Source organism: Paenibacillus sp. B2(2019), assembly GCF_008370385.1.
Lineage (GTDB): Bacteria > Bacillota > Bacilli > Paenibacillales > Paenibacillaceae > Paenibacillus_AQ.
Window position 1 is genome coordinate 360,694 of sequence record NZ_VTZR01000024.1, and the last position, 20,804, is coordinate 381,497.

Sequence of the window (20,804 nt, forward strand, 5' to 3'; positions counted from 1 at the left end):
GGTGCTTTTGTTTGTATTCAGAACCTATTCACTCGCAGGGAAGGAAGTCTCAAATTCGGTTTGTTTACGTGAGCTTTTGGCTGAAATTGTTCCACCGTGGAGCTCTGTGATGCTTTTGGCAATCGCGAGTCCTAAGCCGCTTCCGCCAGTCTCTCTGGAACGTGACTTATCTACACGATAAAATCGCTTGAATAAGTGGGGGAGATCCGTGGCAGGGATCGGGCTGCCGTAATTCGTGCATGTAGCAATCACTCTGCCGTCTTTTCTATAAACGGAAATATCTAGAATCTTACCTTCTTTACCGTATCTAACCGCATTGGTAAATAGGTTCTCATATAATCGTACTAACTCGTCCGCATCACCATGGATAATCAAAGGGCTCATATCCGTATGAATACGGCAGGTCATATCCGCTTGCTCCAATACGGGAGCGAATTCCTCGACAAGCTTTTCGAGCAGCTTGCCGAGATCTACAGGCTCCATATTAAGGGGAAGCCCGTTGCTGCTAACACGTGTATATTCAAATAAATCGTCGATTAGCTTTTTAAGAGTCAGGGACTTCTCATAGGCGATATTCACATAATAACGCAGCTCAACCTCGTTCTTATAACGATCCTTCTCCACATATTCCAGGAATCCCAGTACAGAAGTTAGAGGGGTTCGAAGATCATGGGATACACCAGTGATTAGGTCGTTTTTTGCTTTCGCTGCTGCTCGTTCTTCATCTATAGCGGATTTTAGCTTGCCCGCCATGAGGTTCATATTTTCCGCGAGTTTACCGAGTTCATCCGTTCCTGTTACTGGTATCTTGAAAGATAAATTGCCGTCAGCAATCGCTTGAACCCCGCTTGAAATGTTATGAAGATGGCTTGTTGTATTTCTGGATAGCTTCAGGATGAAAAAAATAAATAAAGGAACCCCAATAAGAATCACTATAGGAGTAGAACCAATGTTATTGGTCACCCAGCGGATGAGTTTAACGCCCCAGAAGGAATGAGAAGGATTGAGCCATAGCAAAAGGGATGTCCCATAATAGCCGACCAATAAAATTGCTGCTGTAAGAGCTAGACTCGTTAGGCTAATGCCAACTATTTTCCAAGATAAGGTATCGAATCTTTTAAAGTTCAACTAGAAGAACCTCCTTTTTCCAGTTTGTAGCCAACGCCCTATACCGTCTTTAAATACTGTGGTTTTCTCGGATTAGCTTCAATTTTTTCTCTGATTTTTCGAATGTGTACGATGAGTGTATTACTGAGTCCAGTGATTTTATCTAGTTCCTGACCCTTGGCAGATAACATAATAATAGGGAATTTTTGTGTTTCTCGAATTTTTATACAGGCTTCTATACCGTCCGTACTACAAGAAGTATACAATATATTCTCGATTGAAATCCTTATTTGAAGGCTGGCGAGGATCGATGGGAAAAAGTTTGTTTAGCTCTTTGAAAAACTTAAGGCTATCATAAAGCCGTCCACATACCAAAGATGAGACAGGCGAACTTCCCAATGGCGGCATGTAAAAGTAAAGGTAAACTTAATAGTTTCTTAACAAGCCTTAAGATTTGGGAAGCGGCTATGCTATAATAATTTCAAATTCAATAGGTTGGAGGAGAATTGGAAGATGTGGAAAGAGTTTAAAGCTTTTGCCCTGAAAGGAAATGTACTAGATTTAGCCATTGCTGTCGTTATCGGAGCAGCTTTTGGTAAGATTGTGACTTCATTAGTATCTGACATCATTATGCCAATTGTTGGCTTGATAACAGGTGGTATAGATCTGAAGGATCGGGCTCTAAGTGTTATGGTTATGCATAATGAACTGCTTATCCCTTATGGGCAATTTTTGCAGGCGGTAGTTGATTTCTTTATTATTTCCTTCTCAATCTTTATGGTGATTAAACTGGCTAATAAATTCCAGCGCAAAGAAGCCGTTAAAGTTGAAGTGGTGGAGACGCCAGCACCCGCAGAAGATATCGTGTTGCTAACGGAAATTCGTGATTTGTTGAAACAACAAGAACGCGGATTGTAATTGGAAAAAGAAAAAGCGCCTGGAGATACAGTCCAGGCGCTTTTTCTTTTTTTATGTAAATGTATGGAATGGGTTTTAACTGTACATTTGCAGGCTATAAATAACCATGTCGTTTCTTCTAGTAATCACCATACCTCTCAGAATTAAGTTACAAATTTTAAGTAAATATATAAAACGCACTTGCATTTCGAAGGTGTAAGTGATAATTTTGTTAGTAAGGAAAACTTGAACCTCAATTAAATAAAGGATCAATCCTTCAGGGCAGGGTGCAATTCCCTACCGGCGGTGATGTTGTTGTAGAGTGCTTATTTATTAAGTTTATCTACCACACTTAGTCCGCTACCCGGCTCGCGTTGTTGACGCGAACGGTGGACCCGGTGAAATTCCGGGACCGACAGTATAGTCTGGATGGAAGAAGGAGAGGTTAACCGCTTGTCTGTAATAGACAGGTGGACTGCAGTGTTTTCATTTATTATGTGCGATATTTCACAATTGCCGTCGATTGACGGTTATTTACGCACACTTTTATTTGGACTGCCGATAAACTCTCGCATAACCCATCTTTACTCCTCCTGGAGAATGAGATGGGTTTTTCTGTTTTTACGCATCAGATAGACAGTAAGTGGATAGGAGGAACGAGATGGATAATATGAATGACGAGTTTTATATGTCGTTAGCGCTGGATATGGCAGAACGGGCCCAAGGACAGACAGGAATTAACCCTGTTGTTGGCTGTGTTGTTGTAAAGAATGGAGCGATGATTGGACTTGGGACTCATTTGCAGCGCGGAACAGGTCATGCTGAGGTTCATGCCTTGAATATGGCGGCTGGCCAAGCACAGGGCAGCACTGCCTACGTAACACTGGAACCATGCAGTCACTATGGCAAGACTCCGCCCTGCAGCCAAAGGCTGATCGACGAGGGAGTAGCCAGAGTGGTAGTCGCTTGTGAAGACCCTAACCCTCAGGTTGCGGGTCGCGGCGTTCAAATGCTGCGTGAGCATGGCATTGAAGTAGAAGTAGGATTGCTGCGTGAACGTGCGCTGCGGTTGAATGAGCGTTTTATCAAGTATATTTTGACAAAACAGCCTTTTGTTACGCTCAAGAGTGCCAGCACGCTGGATGGTAACCTAGCTACCAAATCTGGTGACAGTAAATGGATTTCAAATGGTGAAGCGCGGGAGATCGTACATACGCTGCGGCATCGGCATCAGGGAATAATGGTCGGTGTGAACACAGTGATTGCAGATAATCCTTCACTAACTACAAGAACGGAAGTGCCGGGTATTCATCCGATACGGATTGTGATTGATTCTGGACTACGTATTCCTTTGGATTCAACAGTTGTAAGTGACGGTCTAGCGCCTACTATCATCGTGACAACTGAAGCCGCAGATGATGAAAAGAAAGCAGCACTTCTTCAAGCGGGGGTGCAAATCATTGTTAGCGGAGCAGGACCACGGGTGGATTTGAAGGCTGCTATGGTAACACTCGGTGAAATGGAAATCGGATCGATTTTACTTGAAGGCGGAGGCACGCTAAATGGTGCGATGCTGGAGAGTGGGCTCGTTGATCGAGTGATTCTCTTTTTCGCTCCAAAGATTGTTGGCGGTGGTGCTGAAGCGAAAGGGACGTTCGTATTTCCTGGTATAGAGCTAATGAAGGATGCGATTTCTCTGGAGGGATTGGAAGTAAAAGTGCTCGGAGATAATGTATGTATCAGCGGTACTCCGGTACGCTAAAGTGAATGGTTACAAAACTTAATCGTGTGCTTCCGGAGCAAGTTTTGTTCGGAGAGATAGCGGAGAAGTGTTACTCACACAAAACTCCTAGGAGGGAAAGCATGTTCACTGGATTAGTCGAAGAAGTTGGCACTCTGAGAAGTGTCTCCACCGGTGGAGAAATGATGGTGCTGAACATTGCCGCTTCCGTCATCATGGATGATTTGAAGATTGGTGATAGCGTATCGGTTAATGGCGTCTGTCTTACAGCGACAACTTTAGGCGAGAACTATTTTACAGTGGATGTCATGCCTCAGACCTATCGAAACAGTAATCTGAAGGAGCTACGTCCTGGCAGTCGGATGAACCTGGAGCGAGCAATGGCAGCCGGTGGTCGATTTGGAGGTCATATTGTTCAGGGACATGTAGATGGCACTGCTGTCATCAAAAGCGTAAAGCGTGATCAGAATGCAGTAGTCTATGAGATTGCGCCGGACCGCAAATCGCTGTTTAAATATATCATCCCTAAAGGGTCGATCACGATTGATGGCATTAGCTTAACAGTAGTAAAGACGACGGCTTCATCGCTTACTGTATCCATTATTCCGCATACGCTAGGGGAAACTGTGCTAACTTATAAGCGGGCAGGAGATAGTGTGAATATTGAGTGTGATGTCCTGGGCAAATATGTAGATCATCTTCTTCATTATGGCTCAGCTGCACAGGATGAAGAAAGTGATAGCAGTTCAGGGATTAGCCGCGATTTCTTGGCGGCAAACGGATTTGTTTAAATAATGAGTAAGCTTACGAAGAAGGGAATAATCCTTCGTAAAGCTATTAGGAGGATAGGATCATGAGCGAACAATCGAAGAAGGATAGTGTCTTGGATCCGATTGAAGAAGCGATATATGATTTAATGCGCGGCAAAGTCATCATCGTGGTGGATGATGAAGATCGTGAGAATGAAGGGGATTTTATAGCTCTTGCTGAACGGTCGACACCAGAAGTCATCAATTTTATGATCACTGAGGGACGTGGTTTGGTCTGCATGCCAATTACCGCTGAGCGTGCGGAAGAGCTTGAACTACAGGCTATGGTCAGTCACAATACAGATAATCACGGCACAGCCTTTACTGTATCGGTTGACCATATAGATACAACTACTGGTATATCAGCAGGGGAAAGATCCTTGACTGTAAAGGCCATGATTGACCCTAAAGCGAAGCCGTCTGATTTCCGTAGACCTGGCCATATGTTCCCGCTGATTGCGAAAAAAGGCGGCGTACTGCGCCGTTCCGGACATACAGAGGCTGCTGTTGATTTAGCCCGTATGTGTGGTGCATATCCAGCCAGTGTGATTTGTGAAATCATCAAAGAAGATGGCTCGATGGCCCGGTTACCTGATCTGGTTGAGATTGCTAAGAAGCATGATCTTAAGTTGATCAGCATCAAAGACCTCATTCACTATCGGAACGAGAAGGAACAGCTCGTCAATCGCGAGGTGTCTGTACGTCTGCCTACCGATTTCGGTGAGTTTCAGACCATTGCCTATACAAATGAAGTGGATGATAAAGAACATGTAGCATTGGTGAAGGGCGATATTTCCGGTGATGAGCCAGTGTTAGTACGAGTACATTCCGAATGCTTGACGGGTGACGTATTCCACTCCCATCGCTGCGATTGTGGTCCCCAGTTTGAAGCAGCGCTTCGGCAGATCGAAGCTGCTGGTAGAGGCGTGTTGCTCTATATGCGTCAAGAAGGCAGGGGCATTGGTCTTATTAATAAGCTTAAAGCCTACAAGCTTCAAGAAGAAGGACTCGATACTGTAGATGCCAATCTAAAGCTTGGTTTTCCAGCAGATTTGCGTGATTACGGGATTGGAGCACAAATTCTGAAGGATCTAGGTATCAGTCAAATTCGTCTCTTAACGAACAATCCTCGAAAGATCAAAGGGTTGGAAGGTTATGGATTGGAAGTTGTTGAGCGAGTGCCAATTCAAATGCCGGAGAATAAGGATAATACTAATTATCTCCATACGAAGCAGGCGAAACTTGGGCATTTGCTGTCTTTTGACGACATTGAACAAAATGAGGATTCGAAAGTATAATCACACACAATAAAAAAACGAAGGGTAGATGAATGATATGCCGAAATATTTAGAAGGACATTTAGTTTCCGAGGGGTTAAAATACGGAGTCGTAGTAGGACGTTTTAATGAATTTATTACTAGCAAGCTTTTGTCAGGTGCACTTGATGCATTTAAACGCCATGGTGCTAACGATGATGAAGTAGATGTTGCTTGGGTTCCAGGCGTGTTTGAAATTCCGTTAATCGCTCAAAAAATGGCGGAAAGCGGTAAATACGACGCTGTAATCACTTTAGGAACTGTTATCCGTGGCTCTACAACGCACTATGATTATGTATGTAATGAAGTTGCAAAAGGGGTAGCTGCGATCAATCTTAAAACCGGCGTGCCGACGATTTTTGGCGTAGTAACTACTGAGAATATTGAACAGGCCATTGAGCGTTCAGGAACCAAAGCAGGGAATAAAGGCTGGGATGCTGCGACTGCTGCGATTGAAATGGCGAATCTTAACAAACTGTTTAAGTAAGACAGCTATTGACGAATCAGTCGAATTCGTGCTTATTTATAGTATAAGAAGAAAGCATGGATTATAGAGCCCTTTCTACTTGTGTAGCGTCCTTTAGGGCGCTGCACTTTACTTTTTTTGGCGGGAGGATGCTTCGTGACTGTATTGTACAAGCTGGAAACGTTTGAAGGTCCGCTGGATCTGCTTTTGCATTTAATTGATAAGGCGGAAATCGACATCCAGGACATTCCGGTCGCCGAGATCACCGAACAGTATATGGAATACCTGCGAAGTATGCAGGAGCTTGAACTGGATATTACGAGTGAATTTCTCGTGATGGCCGCAACCCTATTATCTATAAAGAGCAAGCTATTGCTGCCCAAACCACCGGTCATTGAGATCGATGATTTTGAATATTACGAAGAAGATGAATTTGATCCACGAGCTGAACTCGTTCAGCGACTGATTGAGTATCGTAAATTCAAGAGTATTGCTGTTCATTTAATGGATATGGAGAGCGAGCGGAGCTTGATTTTTACGAAGGAGCCGGAGGATCTGGGTCCATACGTGCCTGAAGAGATTGACCATACGCTAAAAGGACTACATACTTCCGACCTTATAGCTGCTTTCCGTAAGGCACTTAGTAAGGCGGCAAGAAGGTCATCTTACCAGCGGATCACCCGGGACGAAATATCGGTAAAAGATCGTATACGTGATGTATCGGATGCGCTGCAGCGCAGAGGAAAAGGCGGAAGGCTCCATTTCTCAGCACTGCTTCACGATGAAATGGCGCGACACGAAATCGTAGTTACTTTTCTTGCGATTCTGGAACTGATGAAAATGAAGGCGATTTTTTGCTATCAAGAGAAATTGTTTGATGACATCGTAATGGAGTGGAGAGGAGGAGAACACTTCAATGGATTACAAAACGCTGAAATCGATTATTGAGGGCCTGTTGTTTCTATCAGGTGATGAAGGGATCTCCGTACGGCAAGTCGCCGAAATTACGGAACAGCGGCCAGAGCTTGCGGCTGGAGCATTAGAAGAACTAAAAGAGGATTATGTAACACAGGAGCGGGGATTGCAGGTAGTCCAAATTGCCGGGAATTATCGGTTGGCTACATTACCTGAGCATGCCCATTATTTTGAACGCTTGGCTTATTCCCCATCCAGATCAACCTTGTCTCAGGCCGCATTAGAGACATTGGCGATCGTGGCCTATCGTCAGCCCATTACACGGGTGGAGATCGAAGAGATTCGAGGCGTGAAATCCGAACGTGCTATTCATACGCTGAATAACAAGGATTTGATCCATGAGGTAGGTCGTGCGGAGGCCGTAGGGCGTCCAATCTTATATGGGACGACTAAATCATTCTTGGAGAGCTTTGGCCTAGCAAGTCTGAATGAGCTGCCAGAACCATCTAACTTCGAATCCACTGATAATTTGGAAGAGGAGACACAGCTATTGTTCAATAAGCTGGATACTCAAATGACGTTCGAGGATATAGAGCAACCTTAGTTTTTTTTGTTATTCCGCAATGATTTGTATTGCTGGGACTGCCCATAAACCATTCATAATGGTTTATGGGCAGTCCCTATTTTTTTGTAGAGCCACATTTTTTAGCCAAACCCCGAATTTTTTCCAGATTAAATTGCCATACTAAACCAAAGGTTCCCATTATTAAGGTTTCTTGGAGGTAAATACGTGACGTTATGGCTTGGAATACCCCTCGGATTGCTGGTACTGGCAATGATCCTGGTTCTGTCTTCATCTATCGATTTCCGCATCCGGTGCTATAAACATGACAAAAATGATCTGATCGAGTTAGATGTTAAGACACTTTTTGGTCTGATCAAACTGCACTATGAACTGCCTCGATTGGTCTTTAAGGGATTGGAGCAAGGCGTGCTTGGAAAGTTTAAAGAGACGGGTACCGCGACTACAGGTGTTGACACTGTAAAGGAAGAACAATTCGATAAAGAAAGAATTGAGCGCTGGCGGGACAATGTACAGCTAGCAGTGAAATCCACACGTGGATTGAAGAAGTGGTTCAAGGAAACTGTATCACATGTCAAAATATCAAAGCTCGACTGGTCCACAGACTTCTCACTAGGTGATGCGGCAGACACTGCCATAGTATCAGGAGCCGTCTGGGGATTGAAATGGAGCATCGTTGGATTTATTTCGCAAAGGGTCAAATTGAAATACAATCCACGAGTGTTTGTGAAGCCTGTTTTTCAAGATGAGCATTCTTTTTCAATGGAGTTCGTATGTGAGGGTAAATTGTCCGTTTCCTATGCCGTATACGCATCATTGCAGCTTATTCTTCGTGTCTTGAGGGAGGCGGGGGGAATCAGTAAGTGGAGAAAAATACTAAAACGGATGCGTAGGGAGTCTCATGGGCAAAGTTTAGAATGAAAGTTACATACAAATGCGTGGATGTGGGGATGATAAGCGCTGTAGAAGCAAGAGAAATCGTACTCAATTAAAGGAGGAAACAATATGAGCGACCATCCTATTCAGGGTCTAATGCAAACAGCGATGGAAAATATCAAGGGTATGGTAGATGTTAATACGATTGTTGGAGATCCAGTACAAACACCTGACGGTAGTATTATTCTGCCGATTAGTAAGGTGGCCTTTGGGTTTGCTGCAGGGGGTAGTGATTATCGAGTAGAGGATTCTATAAGTGGATCAAGCTCCCAAGGCGGTGTCAAAATGCTTCCTTTTGGTGGCGGTAGTGGGGGCGGTGTCTCCATCAGACCGATCGCTTTTCTAGTGGTTGGTAAGGATGGGGTAAACATTGTGCCACTCGACAATCAAACGCATTTGTTCGAAAAAATTATCGATGCCACGCCTGGGCTCATCGACAAAATCCAGACCATGTTCCAAAGCAGCAGTTCTTCAGGTCAAGCTGGGTCAACTGCTACACAAGCACCACAAGCACAAGCACCTGCTAAACCCGATCCAAGTACATCCCAATCTTCAACACATTAGGTACACATAATTCAACAAATAGCCTCGGGGATATCGCCTTACATCAGGCGGTGTCCCTTTTTGTGTGGAGAGGACATACCCTAAGGCTGGTCCGCATACACTTGTACAACATAAGCATGAAATGAATGACTTTACTTAAGAACCGATAAGAATCCGGAGGATAAATATGAAGACAATAACCCGTAAATTTCCAATCGCCTTATTACTGAGCATTTTGCTGCTGTTTCTGACACCGCTAACTTTGATTCATGCGGAGAACAGCTCCATATCTACGCATGCAAGGGCAGCGGCGCTGATTGATGTGGAATCCGGGCGTATTTTGTATAGCAGTCGAGGAGATGAGCCGATGCTTATTGCCAGCCTGACTAAAATAATGACCGCCCTCGTCGCAATTGAGAATGGTGATTTAGCATCCAAAGTCAAAGTTGGTAAAAATGCTTTCGCCAAAGAAGGCTCCTCTATTTATTTACAGCAAGGCGAAGAGATGACGCTGGAAAATATGCTGTATGGTCTAATGCTGCGCTCTGGGAATGATGCGGCAACAGCGATCGCTGAACATATCGGCGGTTCTGAAGAAGGGTTTGTATACCTGATGAACAATAAGGCTGAAGAGCTCGGATTAAAAAATACTCATTTTGCTAATCCGCATGGTCTAGATGCTGAAGGCCATTATTCGAGTGCTAACGACTTAGCTGTGCTGACGGCGTATGCTCTTCATAATCCTGTATTTAAACAAATTGTGAAGACACAGGAGAAAACTGCGGACAATCCAAATGAGAAATGGGATTACAAGTGGAGAAACAAGAATAAAATGCTGTACTTATATGAGGGCGCAGATGGTGTGAAGACAGGATATACCAAAAAAGCGCTACGCTGCCTTGTCAGCTCAGCGACCAGAAACGGCCAGCAGCTTGTCGCAGTGACCATAAATGATGGGGATGACTGGAATGATCATGCCTCACTGCTAAACTTCGGGTTTAATCATTATCCACTAAAAACAATGATCGAACGCGGGGATCCCGTTAGTGGTTATGACTTCGTGACAGCCAAAAAATTTGCCTATCCACTCGGACAAGGCGAGCAGGATAGAGTGACCACTAAACTTGTCTTGAATCAGATCCCTGCGGCGTCAGTCAAAGCTGCAAGATCAAACTTTGGATTGCAAGGGGTTCTCGTTCTAGATCTAGGTGGCAAGGAGATAGGCCGGGTTCCAGTGTATACACGAGAGTCCTTACCTCCTGAGGAATCCGCTTATACTAAAAAATATAGTACAACGCAAGCACACACTTATCCTGCTGATAATTGGTTTCAGGCTATAGGGAGTGCACTGAAGGCGTTATTTAAATTGGGCGAAAGTTCCAAGTAAGCAGATAGCTGAATAATGAGGAGGGAGGCGTATCCATGATTAACGGGATCTGGCTAGGAATGATCATCATCGGTTTTCTGTTCGCCGCCGTTAACGGCAGAATGGATGAATTTACAGCCGCCGTATTCGACGGAGCCAAGAGTGGAGTTACAGTAAGTTTCGGCTTAATAAGTGTGCTTGTATTCTGGCTAGGAATCATGCGGATCGCAGAGGATGCTGGTTTGCTTAAAAAAATAGCCAAGATTCTTGGACCAATCGTAGCCTTCCTCTTTCCAGATGTGCCGAAGGGCCATCCTGCAATCGGATATATTCTCTCCAACATGAGCGCTAATTTGCTTGGACTTGGCAATGCGGCTACACCTATGGGGATCAAGGCGATGCAGGAGCTGCAGAAGCTCAACCCGGATAAAGAAACGGCTACACCAGCCATGTGTACCTTACTGGCGCTTAACACAGCAAGCATTACGCTAATTCCCGCGACGCTAATTGCGATCCGATTGAATTACAATTCGGCAGATCCTGCGGGAATAGTAGGCACAACCCTCGCCGCAACGGCTGTGGCGACTCTTGCGGCTATAGTGGCTGACCGGTTTTTCCGAAGGATGACGTTGCTGCGCAAACCTCCAAAGCCGCCGTCAGCAAAGTCTGGTTCTGCTCCATTGGCCAAGACGTCGCTGCCTAATTCTTCATTGAAAGGATGAGCATGACTTGTACCAGTTAATCAGTCTCCTATCGGCATGGGCGATTCCGGTCATGATTACGTTCATCCCGCTCTATGCTTTTATGCGTAAAGTCCCGGTGTATGAGTCATTTGTTGAAGGGGCGAAGGATGGATTTGGAACGGCAATCGCGATTATTCCTCATCTTGTGGGAATGCTTGTGGCGATCAGCGTCTTTCGCGCATCGGGCGCACTCGACTTCCTAATGGGATTCATATCTCCTGCTCTGCGGGGACTTGGCGTACCTCCAGAAGTACTGCCGCTCGGCCTTCTGCGGCCCCTCACGGGGACAGGCTCGCTTGCTTATACCACGGATCTGATTCGCGTTCATGGTCCGGATTCTCTAATCGGCATGATTGCCTCCACCATACAAGGCAGCACGGACACAACGCTCTATGTATTAACGGTTTATTTTGGAGCCGTTGGTGTTCGTAACGGACGTTATGCACTTAAGGTAGGTCTATTCTCCGATGTTGTTGGCTTCGTCGCCGCGATCGCGGTCTGCCTCCTGCTTTTTGGGTAGGAGGCGTCACCCCCTTTCCTTCCTCGACATATGCTATTGCAGCAATGTGGAGGGAGGCAATCCGCTATGAACTACAAAGGTTTTATTCTGCATCAGTCTCGCTGTACTTCCATTAATGGCAAAGGCTTTGATTTCTGGGTTGGTGTGGAGGGAGCGATTTATGCAGCACCGCTGCTGACCGATCCGGAGTATATTCACATTTGCTTGGAAGGTGATTTCAGCAGGGAAGATGGCATTCCTCCATTATCTGGAAGGAAGGAACAGCTATTTGCCACAGGTAAACTCATTTTAGAACTGGTAGAGCGCTACCAAATCTCCCCTTTAATCATCGAACCCCACAATAATTACTGCCCAGGCGCATTTTTTCCATGGAATGAACTTGTGATTTATCCCTCTGATGGTTATCATTAATCTGAGGTGACTAGTCGAAAATGGAAAGATTACAGAAAATTTTGGCGCAGGCAGGTGTGGCGTCCAGACGTAAGTGTGAAGAAATGATTTTGGCCGGTAAAGTGGAAGTCAACGGGGAACTCGTAACTACGCTTGGCACGAAGGTGGACCCCGCAACAGATATTATTAAAGTCTCCGGTAGACTGATCCGGGGCGAGAACAAAATCTATATTATGTTCAACAAACCTAAAGGAGTCATTACAAGTGCTTCCGATCCAAAGGGTCGCAAGGTTGTAACAGACTACCTTAAAGGAATTACAGAACGGGTTTACCCTGTAGGCCGTCTGGATTATGATACGGAAGGACTGCTGCTGTTAACGAATGATGGAGATTTCGCTAACTTGCTTACCCATCCTAAGCATCATGTACCTAAGACGTATCACGCTACGGTCAAGGGTATTCCGCACGGTACTGCACTGGACAAGCTAAAGGCTGGGATCAAGCTGGAAGATGGTATGACAGCGCCTGCCGAAGTAGAGTACAAAGATATTGATGAAGCGAATAAAGAAGCAGTAATCAGCATTACGATTCACGAGGGACGTAACCGTCAGGTACGACGCATGTTTGATGCGATTTCACACCCCGTTCTCCGTCTGAAGCGGATTTCATTCGGGGATATTATGCTGCAAAATCTTAAACGTGGATCCTACCGTCATTTGACTAAAGATGAAATTAACCATCTGCAGCAAATTGCCAAAGCAGGATTACTCAAAGAAAGAACTCCACGTAAAGAGTCATAAAGACACACAATATTCACAATTAAACCCCCTAATACTGTGACGAAATTCGCTATAATGTTCATAGGATGTTCACACCTTACAACATAAGTATGAGTTGCGTCACAGAAGGGGGCTTTACATGTGGGTAAAGCGAGAAAACCAATTCAAATCGTAATTCTGTTTCTAATCGTTCTAGTGGGTGGTTATGCAATTGGTTCCTCTGTATTTGGTGGAAGCGGAAAACCAGAGGAAGGTAGTAAAGCGCCTGCCATTGATTTGCTGGGTCTTGATGGACTTGGGCATACGTTAGACGAGTATAAGGGGAAGGCTATTGTGTTGAATTTCTGGGGCTCATGGTGCACGCCATGTGTAAAAGAAATGCCGGCTCTCCAAGCACAATGGGAAAAATGGAAGGACGAAGATGTAGTCGTTATTGGAATCAACGTAGGTGAAGATCAGATGACTGTCGAGAATTTTGTGAAGCAAGTCAATATTGATTTTCCGATTTTGATGGACACGGGACGAGACGCTGTACGAAGTTATGGTATTTCTCCACTCCCCACTACTTTTTTTATTAATGCAAAGGGTAAAATTGACAGCATTCATATTGGCCAGCTTGATTTAGATTCACTAGATGATCAAATTGGGAAGCTGGTGGATTGATGAGTGAACGCGAGGCTTTTATAACCAATACCAAATGTGAATGTGGCCATCAGAACCCTGTAGGCACTGTTCTATGTGAAGCATGCGGAAAGCCGCTTGGCAAAGAATCGGACTGGGGCGAGAATCTGGAAATGCGTTATGATGGTGTAGCCCGTCGTTCGCAGCGTGTTAATCCAAGCATTATAGATCGAGTTTGGAACTTTTTTTCATCTGTCAAAATAGCGATATATCTAATCGTTTTGACACTGTTAGGCTCTATGCTGGGAACCATTTTCCCTCAGGAGAGTACTTTCCTTAATATTGATGCATCGAGTTATTATAAGCAGGAGTACGGAACAGCTGGGGACATCTACTATAAGCTTGGACTTTCACATACATACGAATCCTGGTGGTTTGTGACTCTACTCGTAATGATTGGTGCTTCACTAGTCATTTGTAGTTTGGACAGAGTACTTCCGCTATATAAGGCATTAACTAGGCAGAAGATTCGGAAACATCGTCAGTTCTTAACTCGGCAAAAGGCTGTGCTAGTTACTGAAGTGCAAGAAGAACCAGAAGCTTGGGTTGCTCGGGTGGTTCAGCCTATGCGTAAAAAGGGCTACCGAGTCAAGACGGATGGAGGAGCTCTGCTGGCAGAGAAACACCGCTTCAGCCGCTGGGGGCCTTACGTAATACATATTGGTTTGATTATTTTTTTACTTGCTGTACTGGCAAGAGGATTGCCGGGTCTCAACATGGATCAGCATCTTGCTTTCCCGCAAGGGGAGATTACACAGATTCCGGATACTACCTATTATTTAAAAAACGAGAAATTCACCGTAGAGTTCTACACAGATGAAGAGATGCCTGAGGAGTTTCGAGGCAAAAAGATCCTTCCAAAATTATTCCAAACTAAAGCAGTGCTATATAAATGTACCGCGGATTGCTCAGATCCTACTAAGGAACCACAGCTTACCGAGGTGACAACGCATAATATCCAAGTAAACTCACCTTTGGATTATAAAGGATTGAAAGCGTATCAGTTTGATTATGATCTAACACCTGTGCTGCGTTCTGTACAGCCGGTGCTTAAGAATTCCACCACTGGGGAGTCGTACGGTAAATTCAAACTGAATATGAAGAATCCGCAGCGTACAATTACAGCGGGACCCTATACGATGACTTTAAAAGAAAAGTATATGGATTTTGGACTGAATGAGGATGGTCAGCCGATATCTAAGTCGCCTTATCCGAATGCACCAGCATTCTTATTCTTGATTCAAGGACCGAATTTGCCAGCGGAAGGGCAGCAGTACTTCTATTTTCCTAAGCAGGTAGATAAGTCTCAGTTTCAGCAGGTGGCTATTAACGATAAGCTTGGTGGCAGCAATAGATTTCTTGAGCTTGAAGTGGACAACATGAGCGATGTTGATTTTTCGGAATCGACTACATACTTGAATATACGTATTGATCGTGCAATGCCTTTTGTATGGTTAGGTGCAGCAATCGTGATGCTGGGTTTAATCCTTGGATTTTACTGGCAGCATAGACGCATCTGGCTTACCGTTGTAAACGGAGAGCTAATACTCGGAGGACATACGAACAAGAATTGGTTCGGTTTCCGTCGTGAGATCGTTTCTATTTTAGAAAAAGTAGATATGGTAGTCGATGAAAAATCAATAGATAATGGAGGAGGCCTTACATGAGCTTGCTCGATATCAGCAGTGCCGTCTTTATTGCCGCATTCTTATTATACAGCGGGTCGTTTATGTTATTCACTATCGCTATCATGGGTCGCAAGTGGTCGGGCCGCAAGCCAGAGGAACATACTGCTCGATGGGGTAAAATAGCTTTTATTGTTTCTTCTATAGGTCTTATCTTTCATCTTATTTATTTCTTTACACGTTGGTTTGGTGCAGGACATATTCCAGTCAGCAATATGTATGAGTTCATGACTTTCTTATCCATGATGGTTATGGTAGCCTTTACAGTGATGTACGCGATCTATCGCAAAGTTATTCTCGGTCTGTTTGCAGTTCCAATTAGCATTATTGTGATGGCGTACGCAGCTGTATTTCCACAGGAGGTTCAGCCGTTAATTCCATCCCTGCAATCGAACTATCTCAAGATTCACGTAACACTGGCAGCACTAGGTGAATCCTTTTTCGCGGTAGGTTTTGCGGCAGGGCTGATGTATCTGCTACGGACTGTTAATTTTTCCAGTAAAGAGAAGGCGGATCGTAAGCAACAGAGACTGATTGAATTTACTCTCTTTTCAATCATTGTTATAATTGGGTTTCTGGGTTCAGTTTTTGCTTTCCGCGGAGCAGGTTATGAGACTGTTTTTGTCCGTCCCAACGTTACGATTGACAGCGCAGGGCAGGAAAATAGTACAATAGAGAAAGTGAGTTATCGAATGCCGCCGATTGTGGCTCCTCACAATAGCGAAATTGAAAGCTTCCAGTCGTTTCTTGGCATGAAAGAACCTCTCTTTGAAGCTCCTTCATGGATGAATGGTGTGAATGCTGGCCGGAAGTTTAATACTGTAATCTGGTCGATTCTTTCCGGATTACTCCTTTACGGAATTCTTCGCTTGATCGTACGCAAGCCACTAGGCGCAGCGATTCACCCGGTTATGGAGGGGATTGATGAAGGCGATCTAGATGAGATAACGTATAGGGCGATAGCCATTGGCTTTCCTATTTTCACATTAGGCGCTTTGATTTTTGCAATGATATGGGCGCAAATAGCCTGGGGAAGATTCTGGGGATGGGACCCCAAAGAAGTCTGGGCACTCGTTACTTGGCTCTTCTATAGTGCTTATCTTCATTTACGATTGGCTCGTGGATGGCAAGGGCGAAAATCTGCCTGGCTTGCCGTTCTAGGCTTTTTGGTCGTAATGTTTACCTTAGTTGGCGTTAATCTAGTCATCGCCGGACTTCATTCTTATGCGGGGACGGACTGAGCATAGTTTACCTGCTAACACAGCACAATGGATTTAAGGTTACGTTCTACTGTATTTGATGAAGGGGTTGTTGTGAAATGGCAGATCATTTAAACAGAATTCTGGTAGTGGATGATGAGGAACGCATTCGCCGCCTGCTAAAGATGTATCTTGAAAAAGAAGGTTATGAAATCGACGAGGCTGAAGATGGCGAAATCGCTCTTCGCAAAGCAACAGCAAATGACTACGGTCTAATTTTGCTGGATGTTATGCTGCCTGGCATTGATGGAATGGAAGTGCTGACCCGACTCAGAGGGGTCAAATCGACACCTGTCTTAATGCTTACAGCTAAAGGCGAAGAGATTAATCGTGTACAGGGCTTTGAAATGGGCGCGGATGATTATGTCGTGAAGCCATTTAGTCCTCGCGAAGTGATTTATCGCGTGAAGGCCATTATGCGCCGTTCTTCAGCAACAGCATTTTTGTCCAAAGAGAGCAACTCCAGTAATAACATTGTATTCACTCATCTTATTATTGAGCATGACGCACACCGAGTAACTGCTGGCGGTGAAGAAGTGAGTCTGACACCGAAAGAATACGAACTGCTGCATTATTTGGCGATTTCACCGGATAAAGTGTTCTCTCGTGAAGAACTGCTTAAAGATGTTTGGAATTATGAGTTTTTCGGAGATTTGCGTACAGTCGATACCCATGTTAAGCGTCTTCGTGAAAAACTGAATAAGGTATCACCGGAATCCGCGGCGATGATTACAACTGTATGGGGTGTAGGCTACAAACTTGAGGTACCTAAATAAGTGAACTTCTGGAGAAGTCTTGTCGGCAAGCTGTGGGTCACGATCATCTGCCTGGTCGCTGTCGTGCTTATTACACTCGGGTTGTTTCTACTTCCCTATATCGACAGTAACTTTGCTAATTCCGGCGATATCAAACGTTTATTTATGTATACGTGCATGATCGGATTTTCTTTGACGACATTCTTCGCGTTGTTCTTGTTTACCAAGATCACTCAACCGATGCAACGTGTCATCGAGGCTGCAAACAACATTCGACGTGGTGAATACGGAACAAGGCTGACGCTGGTCACAAGTGACGAGATTGGCCAATTGGCGACTTCCTTCAACCATATGGCTGAGGAGTTGGAAGAGAATATTCGCAGTCTGCACCATGAGAAGGGTCATCTATCCAGTGTATTACGCAGCATGAGTGATGCTGTAATCACCTTTGACATCGAAGGCCAGATTATTCTGACCAATCCGCATGGTCAATCGCTACTTGAGAGCTGGAGCGATTTAGAGTGGGAACAAGAGAGTGACATTGAACCTCATACGGAAACGGCTGAGAGTAATGTTCCACCTCCCCTGCGTCCTTTATTTTTGAGCACGTTGAAACAAGGCGGCGATGAGCGTTCTAATGTACATGTCCGGCAGGGCGTGTGGTCCGTCCATATGGCACCTTTATATTCTGAGGGTAGTATTCGTGGAGTGGTTGCTGTTCTGCGTGATGTGACTGAAGAAGTACGACTCGAAAAAATGCGCCGTGACTTCGTGGCAAACGTCTCTCATGAGATTCGGACGCCATTATCGATGATGCAAGGTTATAGTGAGGCTTTACTTGACGGCATGGCTTCTTCACCAGAGGAAAGCAGTGAACTGATTCAAGTCATTCATGATGAATCGCTCCGTATGGGACGTCTTGTAAAGGATCTGCTCGACCTTGCGCGAATGGAAGCTGGACATACGGATATGTTGAAGGCAGAAGTAGATGTGAACGAACTGCTGGAACGAGTGTATCGCAAATTTTCCGTACGCGCGAAAGAGCGTGATATTCATCTGCAGCTAAATAAAGAGAGCGATGTCCTTGTTCTTAAGGCGGCGGATGAAGATAAGCTTGAGCAGGTCTTAACCAATTTGCTCGATAATGCTTTTCGTCATACGCAGGGTGGCAAGAAGATTACAGTTCATACAGGAACTTGTGTCTTAGAAGGGCGTCGCTATTTTGAAATTAAAATTCAGGATGAAGGCGTCGGCATTCCGCAGGAAGATCTGCCTTATATATTTGATCGTTTCTACAAAGCCGATAAGGCACGTGTACGGGGAGAATCAGGTGGAACGGGACTCGGGCTTGCGATTGTTAAAAATATTGTTGAGTCGCATCACGGAACCATTTCAGCTTCCAGTAAGTTGGGCGAAAGTACAACCTTTACCCTAAGACTTCCTGTCGAAAAACAGTAATTCCAAACACAATGTGTGATAGCGCCTCTGACAGCAGAGGTGCTTTTTGTTGAAACAAACACATTAATCTTGTTCATCGTGGAACATATCTCATTGTTTATGCTTGGGAGGCCATCAAATGATTTTATCTTTAGACCAAGGGACTACCAGTTCACGAGCCATAGTGTTCGATGAGGACGCTAGAATCGTCTCACAAGGGCAATATGAGGTTAAACAATCTTTCCCACACCCTGGCTGGGTGGAGCATGACCCAGAGCAAATTTGGGCGTCACAGCTTGCAGCTGCAAGAGATGCGATTACTCAGGGCGGGATAACACCTCAGGAAATATATTCCATTGGAATTACAAATCAGAGGGAAACGGCCCTGATCTGGGATAGAGCAACAGGCAAGCCGATTTATCCTGCGATTGTGTGGCAGGACAGACGTACTGCAGAGCTGTGTGAAGAGATCAAGAGTAAGGGGTTAGAGGGACTCATTGCTAGCAAGACGGGACTCGTTGTGGATGCTTATTTTTCTGCAACAAAATTCTCCTGGATTCTTGATCATGTAGAAGGCGCACGAGAGCGGGCGAATCATGGCGAGCTACTAGCTGGGACAGTAGACAGCTGGCTAATCTGGAAGCTTACTGGCGGGGCTGTACATGCTACTGATGTAACTAATGCATCGCGTACGATGCTATATAATCTACATGAGCGCTGCTGGGACGAAGAGCTAATGGAGGAGCTTCGTGTACCACGCTCCATCCTGCCAGAAGTGAGGATGTCCGGTAGTGAATTTGGAGCAGCAGACGCGCAGTGGTTCGGGACAGAAATACCTATTCACTCTGTATTGGGGGATCAACAAGCTGCTTTGTTTGGACATACTTGTCTTGAACCCGGCAGTGCCAAAAACACATATGGAACTGGATGCTTTATTCTGATGAATACAGGTACAGAAGCTGTAGTCTCCAGTCATGGGTTGTTGACTACTGTAGCTTGGGGAATGGGGGATGAACTCTATTATGCACTTGAGGGCAGTGTGTTTGTAGCCGGAGCGGCTGTACAATGGCTTCAGGAGGGGTTAGGACTCATAACGGAGCCGGCAGGATCTGAAGACAAAGCACGGGAAGTAGAGGACAGTGAAGGGGTTGTCGTCGTACCTGCTTTTACTGGACTAGGTGCCCCTTATTGGGATATGTATGCACGTGGAGCAGTCTTCGGTCTAACTAGAGGAACCACCTCGGGGCATTTGGTAAGAGCAACGTTAGAGTCATTAGCATTTCAGTCTAGAGATGTAATTGGGGCGATGGAAAAAGATGCAGGCATGCCATTGACCGGACTTCGTGTAGATGGTGGAGCGGTTCGTAATGATTTGCTGATGCAGTTCCAGTCTGATATCCTCGGTAGTGAAGTTACTCGAACTACATATGCGGAGACGACTGCGCTGGGAGCAGCACTTCTGGCTGGATTAACCTCAGGGGTTTGGACTAGAGAGCAGCTAGAAAGCTTTAACAAAGCTGAGAGGGTCTTTTCACCTGTAATGGGTATAGATGAGCGTGAACGACGTTACAATGCCTGGAAAGACGCTGTAGCGCGTACCATGGGCTGGGAAAAACATGAAAGATATCAGTGATCAGGGAGATGCATATGTCTATGTTTAATGGAACAGAATCTGATCTACCGAGTGGACTATCTAAGCCTGCACTTCGAGCACTTCATGGTGCTGGGTATACACAGATTCACCAAATCAGTAAGCTCACTGTGTCAGAGCTTCTGCAGCTCCATGGGATGGGACCAAAAGGGATTGATGTACTACGGCGTGCGCTCACTGAAAAGGGGTTATCCTTTGCCAGCGAGTCCTAAAGAACAGATCAAC

Annotated in this window: 22 protein-coding genes, 1 pseudogene and 1 riboswitch; of the genes and pseudogenes, 21 read left to right on the forward strand and 2 right to left on the reverse strand. The window is 45.1% G+C overall.

Annotated features, from left to right (window positions below):
- Window positions 1–24: 24 nt before the first annotated feature.
- Together PAENI_RS22870 and PAENI_RS32700 are read right to left on the reverse strand one after the other, a co-directional pair.
- On the reverse strand, window positions 25–1,128 hold the full coding sequence (locus PAENI_RS22870; RefSeq protein WP_149646791.1) for a sensor histidine kinase: 1,104 nt from the start codon (window positions 1,126–1,128) through the stop codon (window positions 25–27).
- A 38-nt stretch (window positions 1,129–1,166) separates the two neighbouring features.
- Window positions 1,167–1,352 (reverse strand): annotated as a pseudogene (locus PAENI_RS32700) (winged helix-turn-helix domain-containing protein); the annotation flags it as partial.
- Window positions 1,353–1,620: 268 nt separating this feature from the next.
- Here PAENI_RS32700 and mscL point away from each other — a divergent pair.
- From mscL to PAENI_RS22980, 21 genes are all read left to right on the forward strand, one after another.
- Window positions 1,621–2,025, forward strand: a complete 405-nt coding sequence (gene mscL / locus PAENI_RS22880) for a large-conductance mechanosensitive channel protein MscL (RefSeq protein WP_076299560.1) — start codon at window positions 1,621–1,623, stop codon at window positions 2,023–2,025.
- Between the two features lie 248 nt (window positions 2,026–2,273).
- A riboswitch (FMN riboswitch) is annotated at window positions 2,274–2,449 on the forward strand.
- A gap of 216 nt (window positions 2,450–2,665) precedes the next feature.
- Window positions 2,666–3,766: a bifunctional diaminohydroxyphosphoribosylaminopyrimidine deaminase/5-amino-6-(5-phosphoribosylamino)uracil reductase RibD gene (gene ribD / locus PAENI_RS22885; RefSeq protein ID WP_149646792.1), complete on the forward strand. Its 1,101-nt coding sequence runs from the start codon at window positions 2,666–2,668 to the stop codon at window positions 3,764–3,766.
- 101 nt (window positions 3,767–3,867) lie between these two features.
- Complete coding sequence (gene ribE / locus PAENI_RS22890; protein ID WP_149646793.1) at window positions 3,868–4,536, forward strand: riboflavin synthase; 669 nt, start codon at window positions 3,868–3,870, stop codon at window positions 4,534–4,536.
- Window positions 4,537–4,598: 62 nt separating this feature from the next.
- Complete coding sequence (locus tag PAENI_RS22895; RefSeq protein ID WP_149646794.1) at window positions 4,599–5,852, forward strand: bifunctional 3,4-dihydroxy-2-butanone-4-phosphate synthase/GTP cyclohydrolase II; 1,254 nt, start codon at window positions 4,599–4,601, stop codon at window positions 5,850–5,852.
- Between the two features lie 37 nt (window positions 5,853–5,889).
- Window positions 5,890–6,357 carry a 6,7-dimethyl-8-ribityllumazine synthase gene (gene ribH / locus PAENI_RS22900; protein ID WP_042194286.1) on the forward strand — a complete coding sequence of 156 codons (468 nt, stop codon included), beginning with the start codon at window positions 5,890–5,892 and terminating at the stop codon, window positions 6,355–6,357.
- 135 nt (window positions 6,358–6,492) lie between these two features.
- Complete coding sequence (locus tag PAENI_RS22905; protein WP_149646795.1) at window positions 6,493–7,284, forward strand: segregation and condensation protein A; 792 nt, start codon at window positions 6,493–6,495, stop codon at window positions 7,282–7,284.
- The gene (gene scpB / locus PAENI_RS22910; RefSeq protein ID WP_042190273.1) at window positions 7,253–7,855 is read left to right on the forward strand and encodes an SMC-Scp complex subunit ScpB; all 603 of its coding nucleotides are present in this window, start codon (window positions 7,253–7,255) and stop codon (window positions 7,853–7,855) included. Before PAENI_RS22905 ends, scpB begins: the two co-directional genes overlap by 32 nt.
- Before the next feature lie 186 nt (window positions 7,856–8,041).
- Window positions 8,042–8,755, forward strand: a complete 714-nt coding sequence (locus PAENI_RS22915) for a DUF2953 domain-containing protein (RefSeq protein ID WP_149646796.1) — start codon at window positions 8,042–8,044, stop codon at window positions 8,753–8,755.
- 84 nt (window positions 8,756–8,839) lie between these two features.
- The gene (ytfJ, locus tag PAENI_RS22920) at window positions 8,840–9,334 is read left to right on the forward strand and encodes a GerW family sporulation protein (protein ID WP_149646797.1); all 495 of its coding nucleotides are present in this window, start codon (window positions 8,840–8,842) and stop codon (window positions 9,332–9,334) included.
- Between the two features lie 166 nt (window positions 9,335–9,500).
- Window positions 9,501–10,700 carry a D-alanyl-D-alanine carboxypeptidase family protein gene (locus PAENI_RS22925; protein ID WP_149646798.1) on the forward strand — a complete coding sequence of 400 codons (1,200 nt, stop codon included), beginning with the start codon at window positions 9,501–9,503 and terminating at the stop codon, window positions 10,698–10,700.
- Between the two features lie 35 nt (window positions 10,701–10,735).
- Window positions 10,736–11,401 (forward strand): nucleoside recognition domain-containing protein, encoded by a 666-nt coding sequence (locus PAENI_RS22930; RefSeq protein ID WP_076284546.1) that lies wholly within the window; start codon window positions 10,736–10,738, stop codon window positions 11,399–11,401.
- A 52-nt stretch (window positions 11,402–11,453) separates the two neighbouring features.
- Window positions 11,454–11,942 (forward strand): spore maturation protein, encoded by a 489-nt coding sequence (locus PAENI_RS22935; RefSeq protein ID WP_188114674.1) that lies wholly within the window; start codon window positions 11,454–11,456, stop codon window positions 11,940–11,942.
- Window positions 11,943–12,008: 66 nt separating this feature from the next.
- Complete coding sequence (locus PAENI_RS22940) at window positions 12,009–12,353, forward strand: peptidoglycan recognition protein family protein (RefSeq protein ID WP_149646800.1); 345 nt, start codon at window positions 12,009–12,011, stop codon at window positions 12,351–12,353.
- A gap of 20 nt (window positions 12,354–12,373) precedes the next feature.
- The gene (locus tag PAENI_RS22945; protein WP_036676166.1) at window positions 12,374–13,132 is read left to right on the forward strand and encodes a pseudouridine synthase; all 759 of its coding nucleotides are present in this window, start codon (window positions 12,374–12,376) and stop codon (window positions 13,130–13,132) included.
- Window positions 13,133–13,252: 120 nt separating this feature from the next.
- Complete coding sequence (locus PAENI_RS22950) at window positions 13,253–13,774, forward strand: redoxin domain-containing protein (protein ID WP_149646801.1); 522 nt, start codon at window positions 13,253–13,255, stop codon at window positions 13,772–13,774.
- On the forward strand, window positions 13,774–15,459 hold the full coding sequence (gene resB / locus PAENI_RS22955) for a cytochrome c biogenesis protein ResB (RefSeq protein ID WP_149646802.1): 1,686 nt from the start codon (window positions 13,774–13,776) through the stop codon (window positions 15,457–15,459). The genes PAENI_RS22950 and resB overlap by 1 nt, the downstream gene beginning before the upstream one ends.
- A complete protein-coding gene (ccsA, locus tag PAENI_RS22960; RefSeq protein WP_042190256.1) occupies window positions 15,456–16,718 on the forward strand; it encodes a cytochrome c biogenesis protein CcsA in 1,263 nt (420 codons plus the stop codon). The genes resB and ccsA overlap by 4 nt, the downstream gene beginning before the upstream one ends.
- A gap of 77 nt (window positions 16,719–16,795) precedes the next feature.
- Window positions 16,796–17,512, forward strand: coding sequence for a response regulator transcription factor (locus PAENI_RS22965; protein WP_036676174.1), 717 nt, complete (start codon window positions 16,796–16,798; stop codon window positions 17,510–17,512).
- Window positions 17,513–18,949: an ATP-binding protein gene (locus tag PAENI_RS22970; RefSeq protein WP_076284549.1), complete on the forward strand. Its 1,437-nt coding sequence runs from the start codon at window positions 17,513–17,515 to the stop codon at window positions 18,947–18,949. It begins immediately after the preceding gene.
- 118 nt (window positions 18,950–19,067) lie between these two features.
- On the forward strand, window positions 19,068–20,561 hold the full coding sequence (gene glpK / locus PAENI_RS22975) for a glycerol kinase GlpK (protein WP_223178990.1): 1,494 nt from the start codon (window positions 19,068–19,070) through the stop codon (window positions 20,559–20,561).
- A 14-nt stretch (window positions 20,562–20,575) separates the two neighbouring features.
- Window positions 20,576–20,791 (forward strand): helix-hairpin-helix domain-containing protein, encoded by a 216-nt coding sequence (locus PAENI_RS22980; RefSeq protein ID WP_188114657.1) that lies wholly within the window; start codon window positions 20,576–20,578, stop codon window positions 20,789–20,791.
- The last annotated feature ends 13 nt before the right edge of the window (window positions 20,792–20,804 follow it).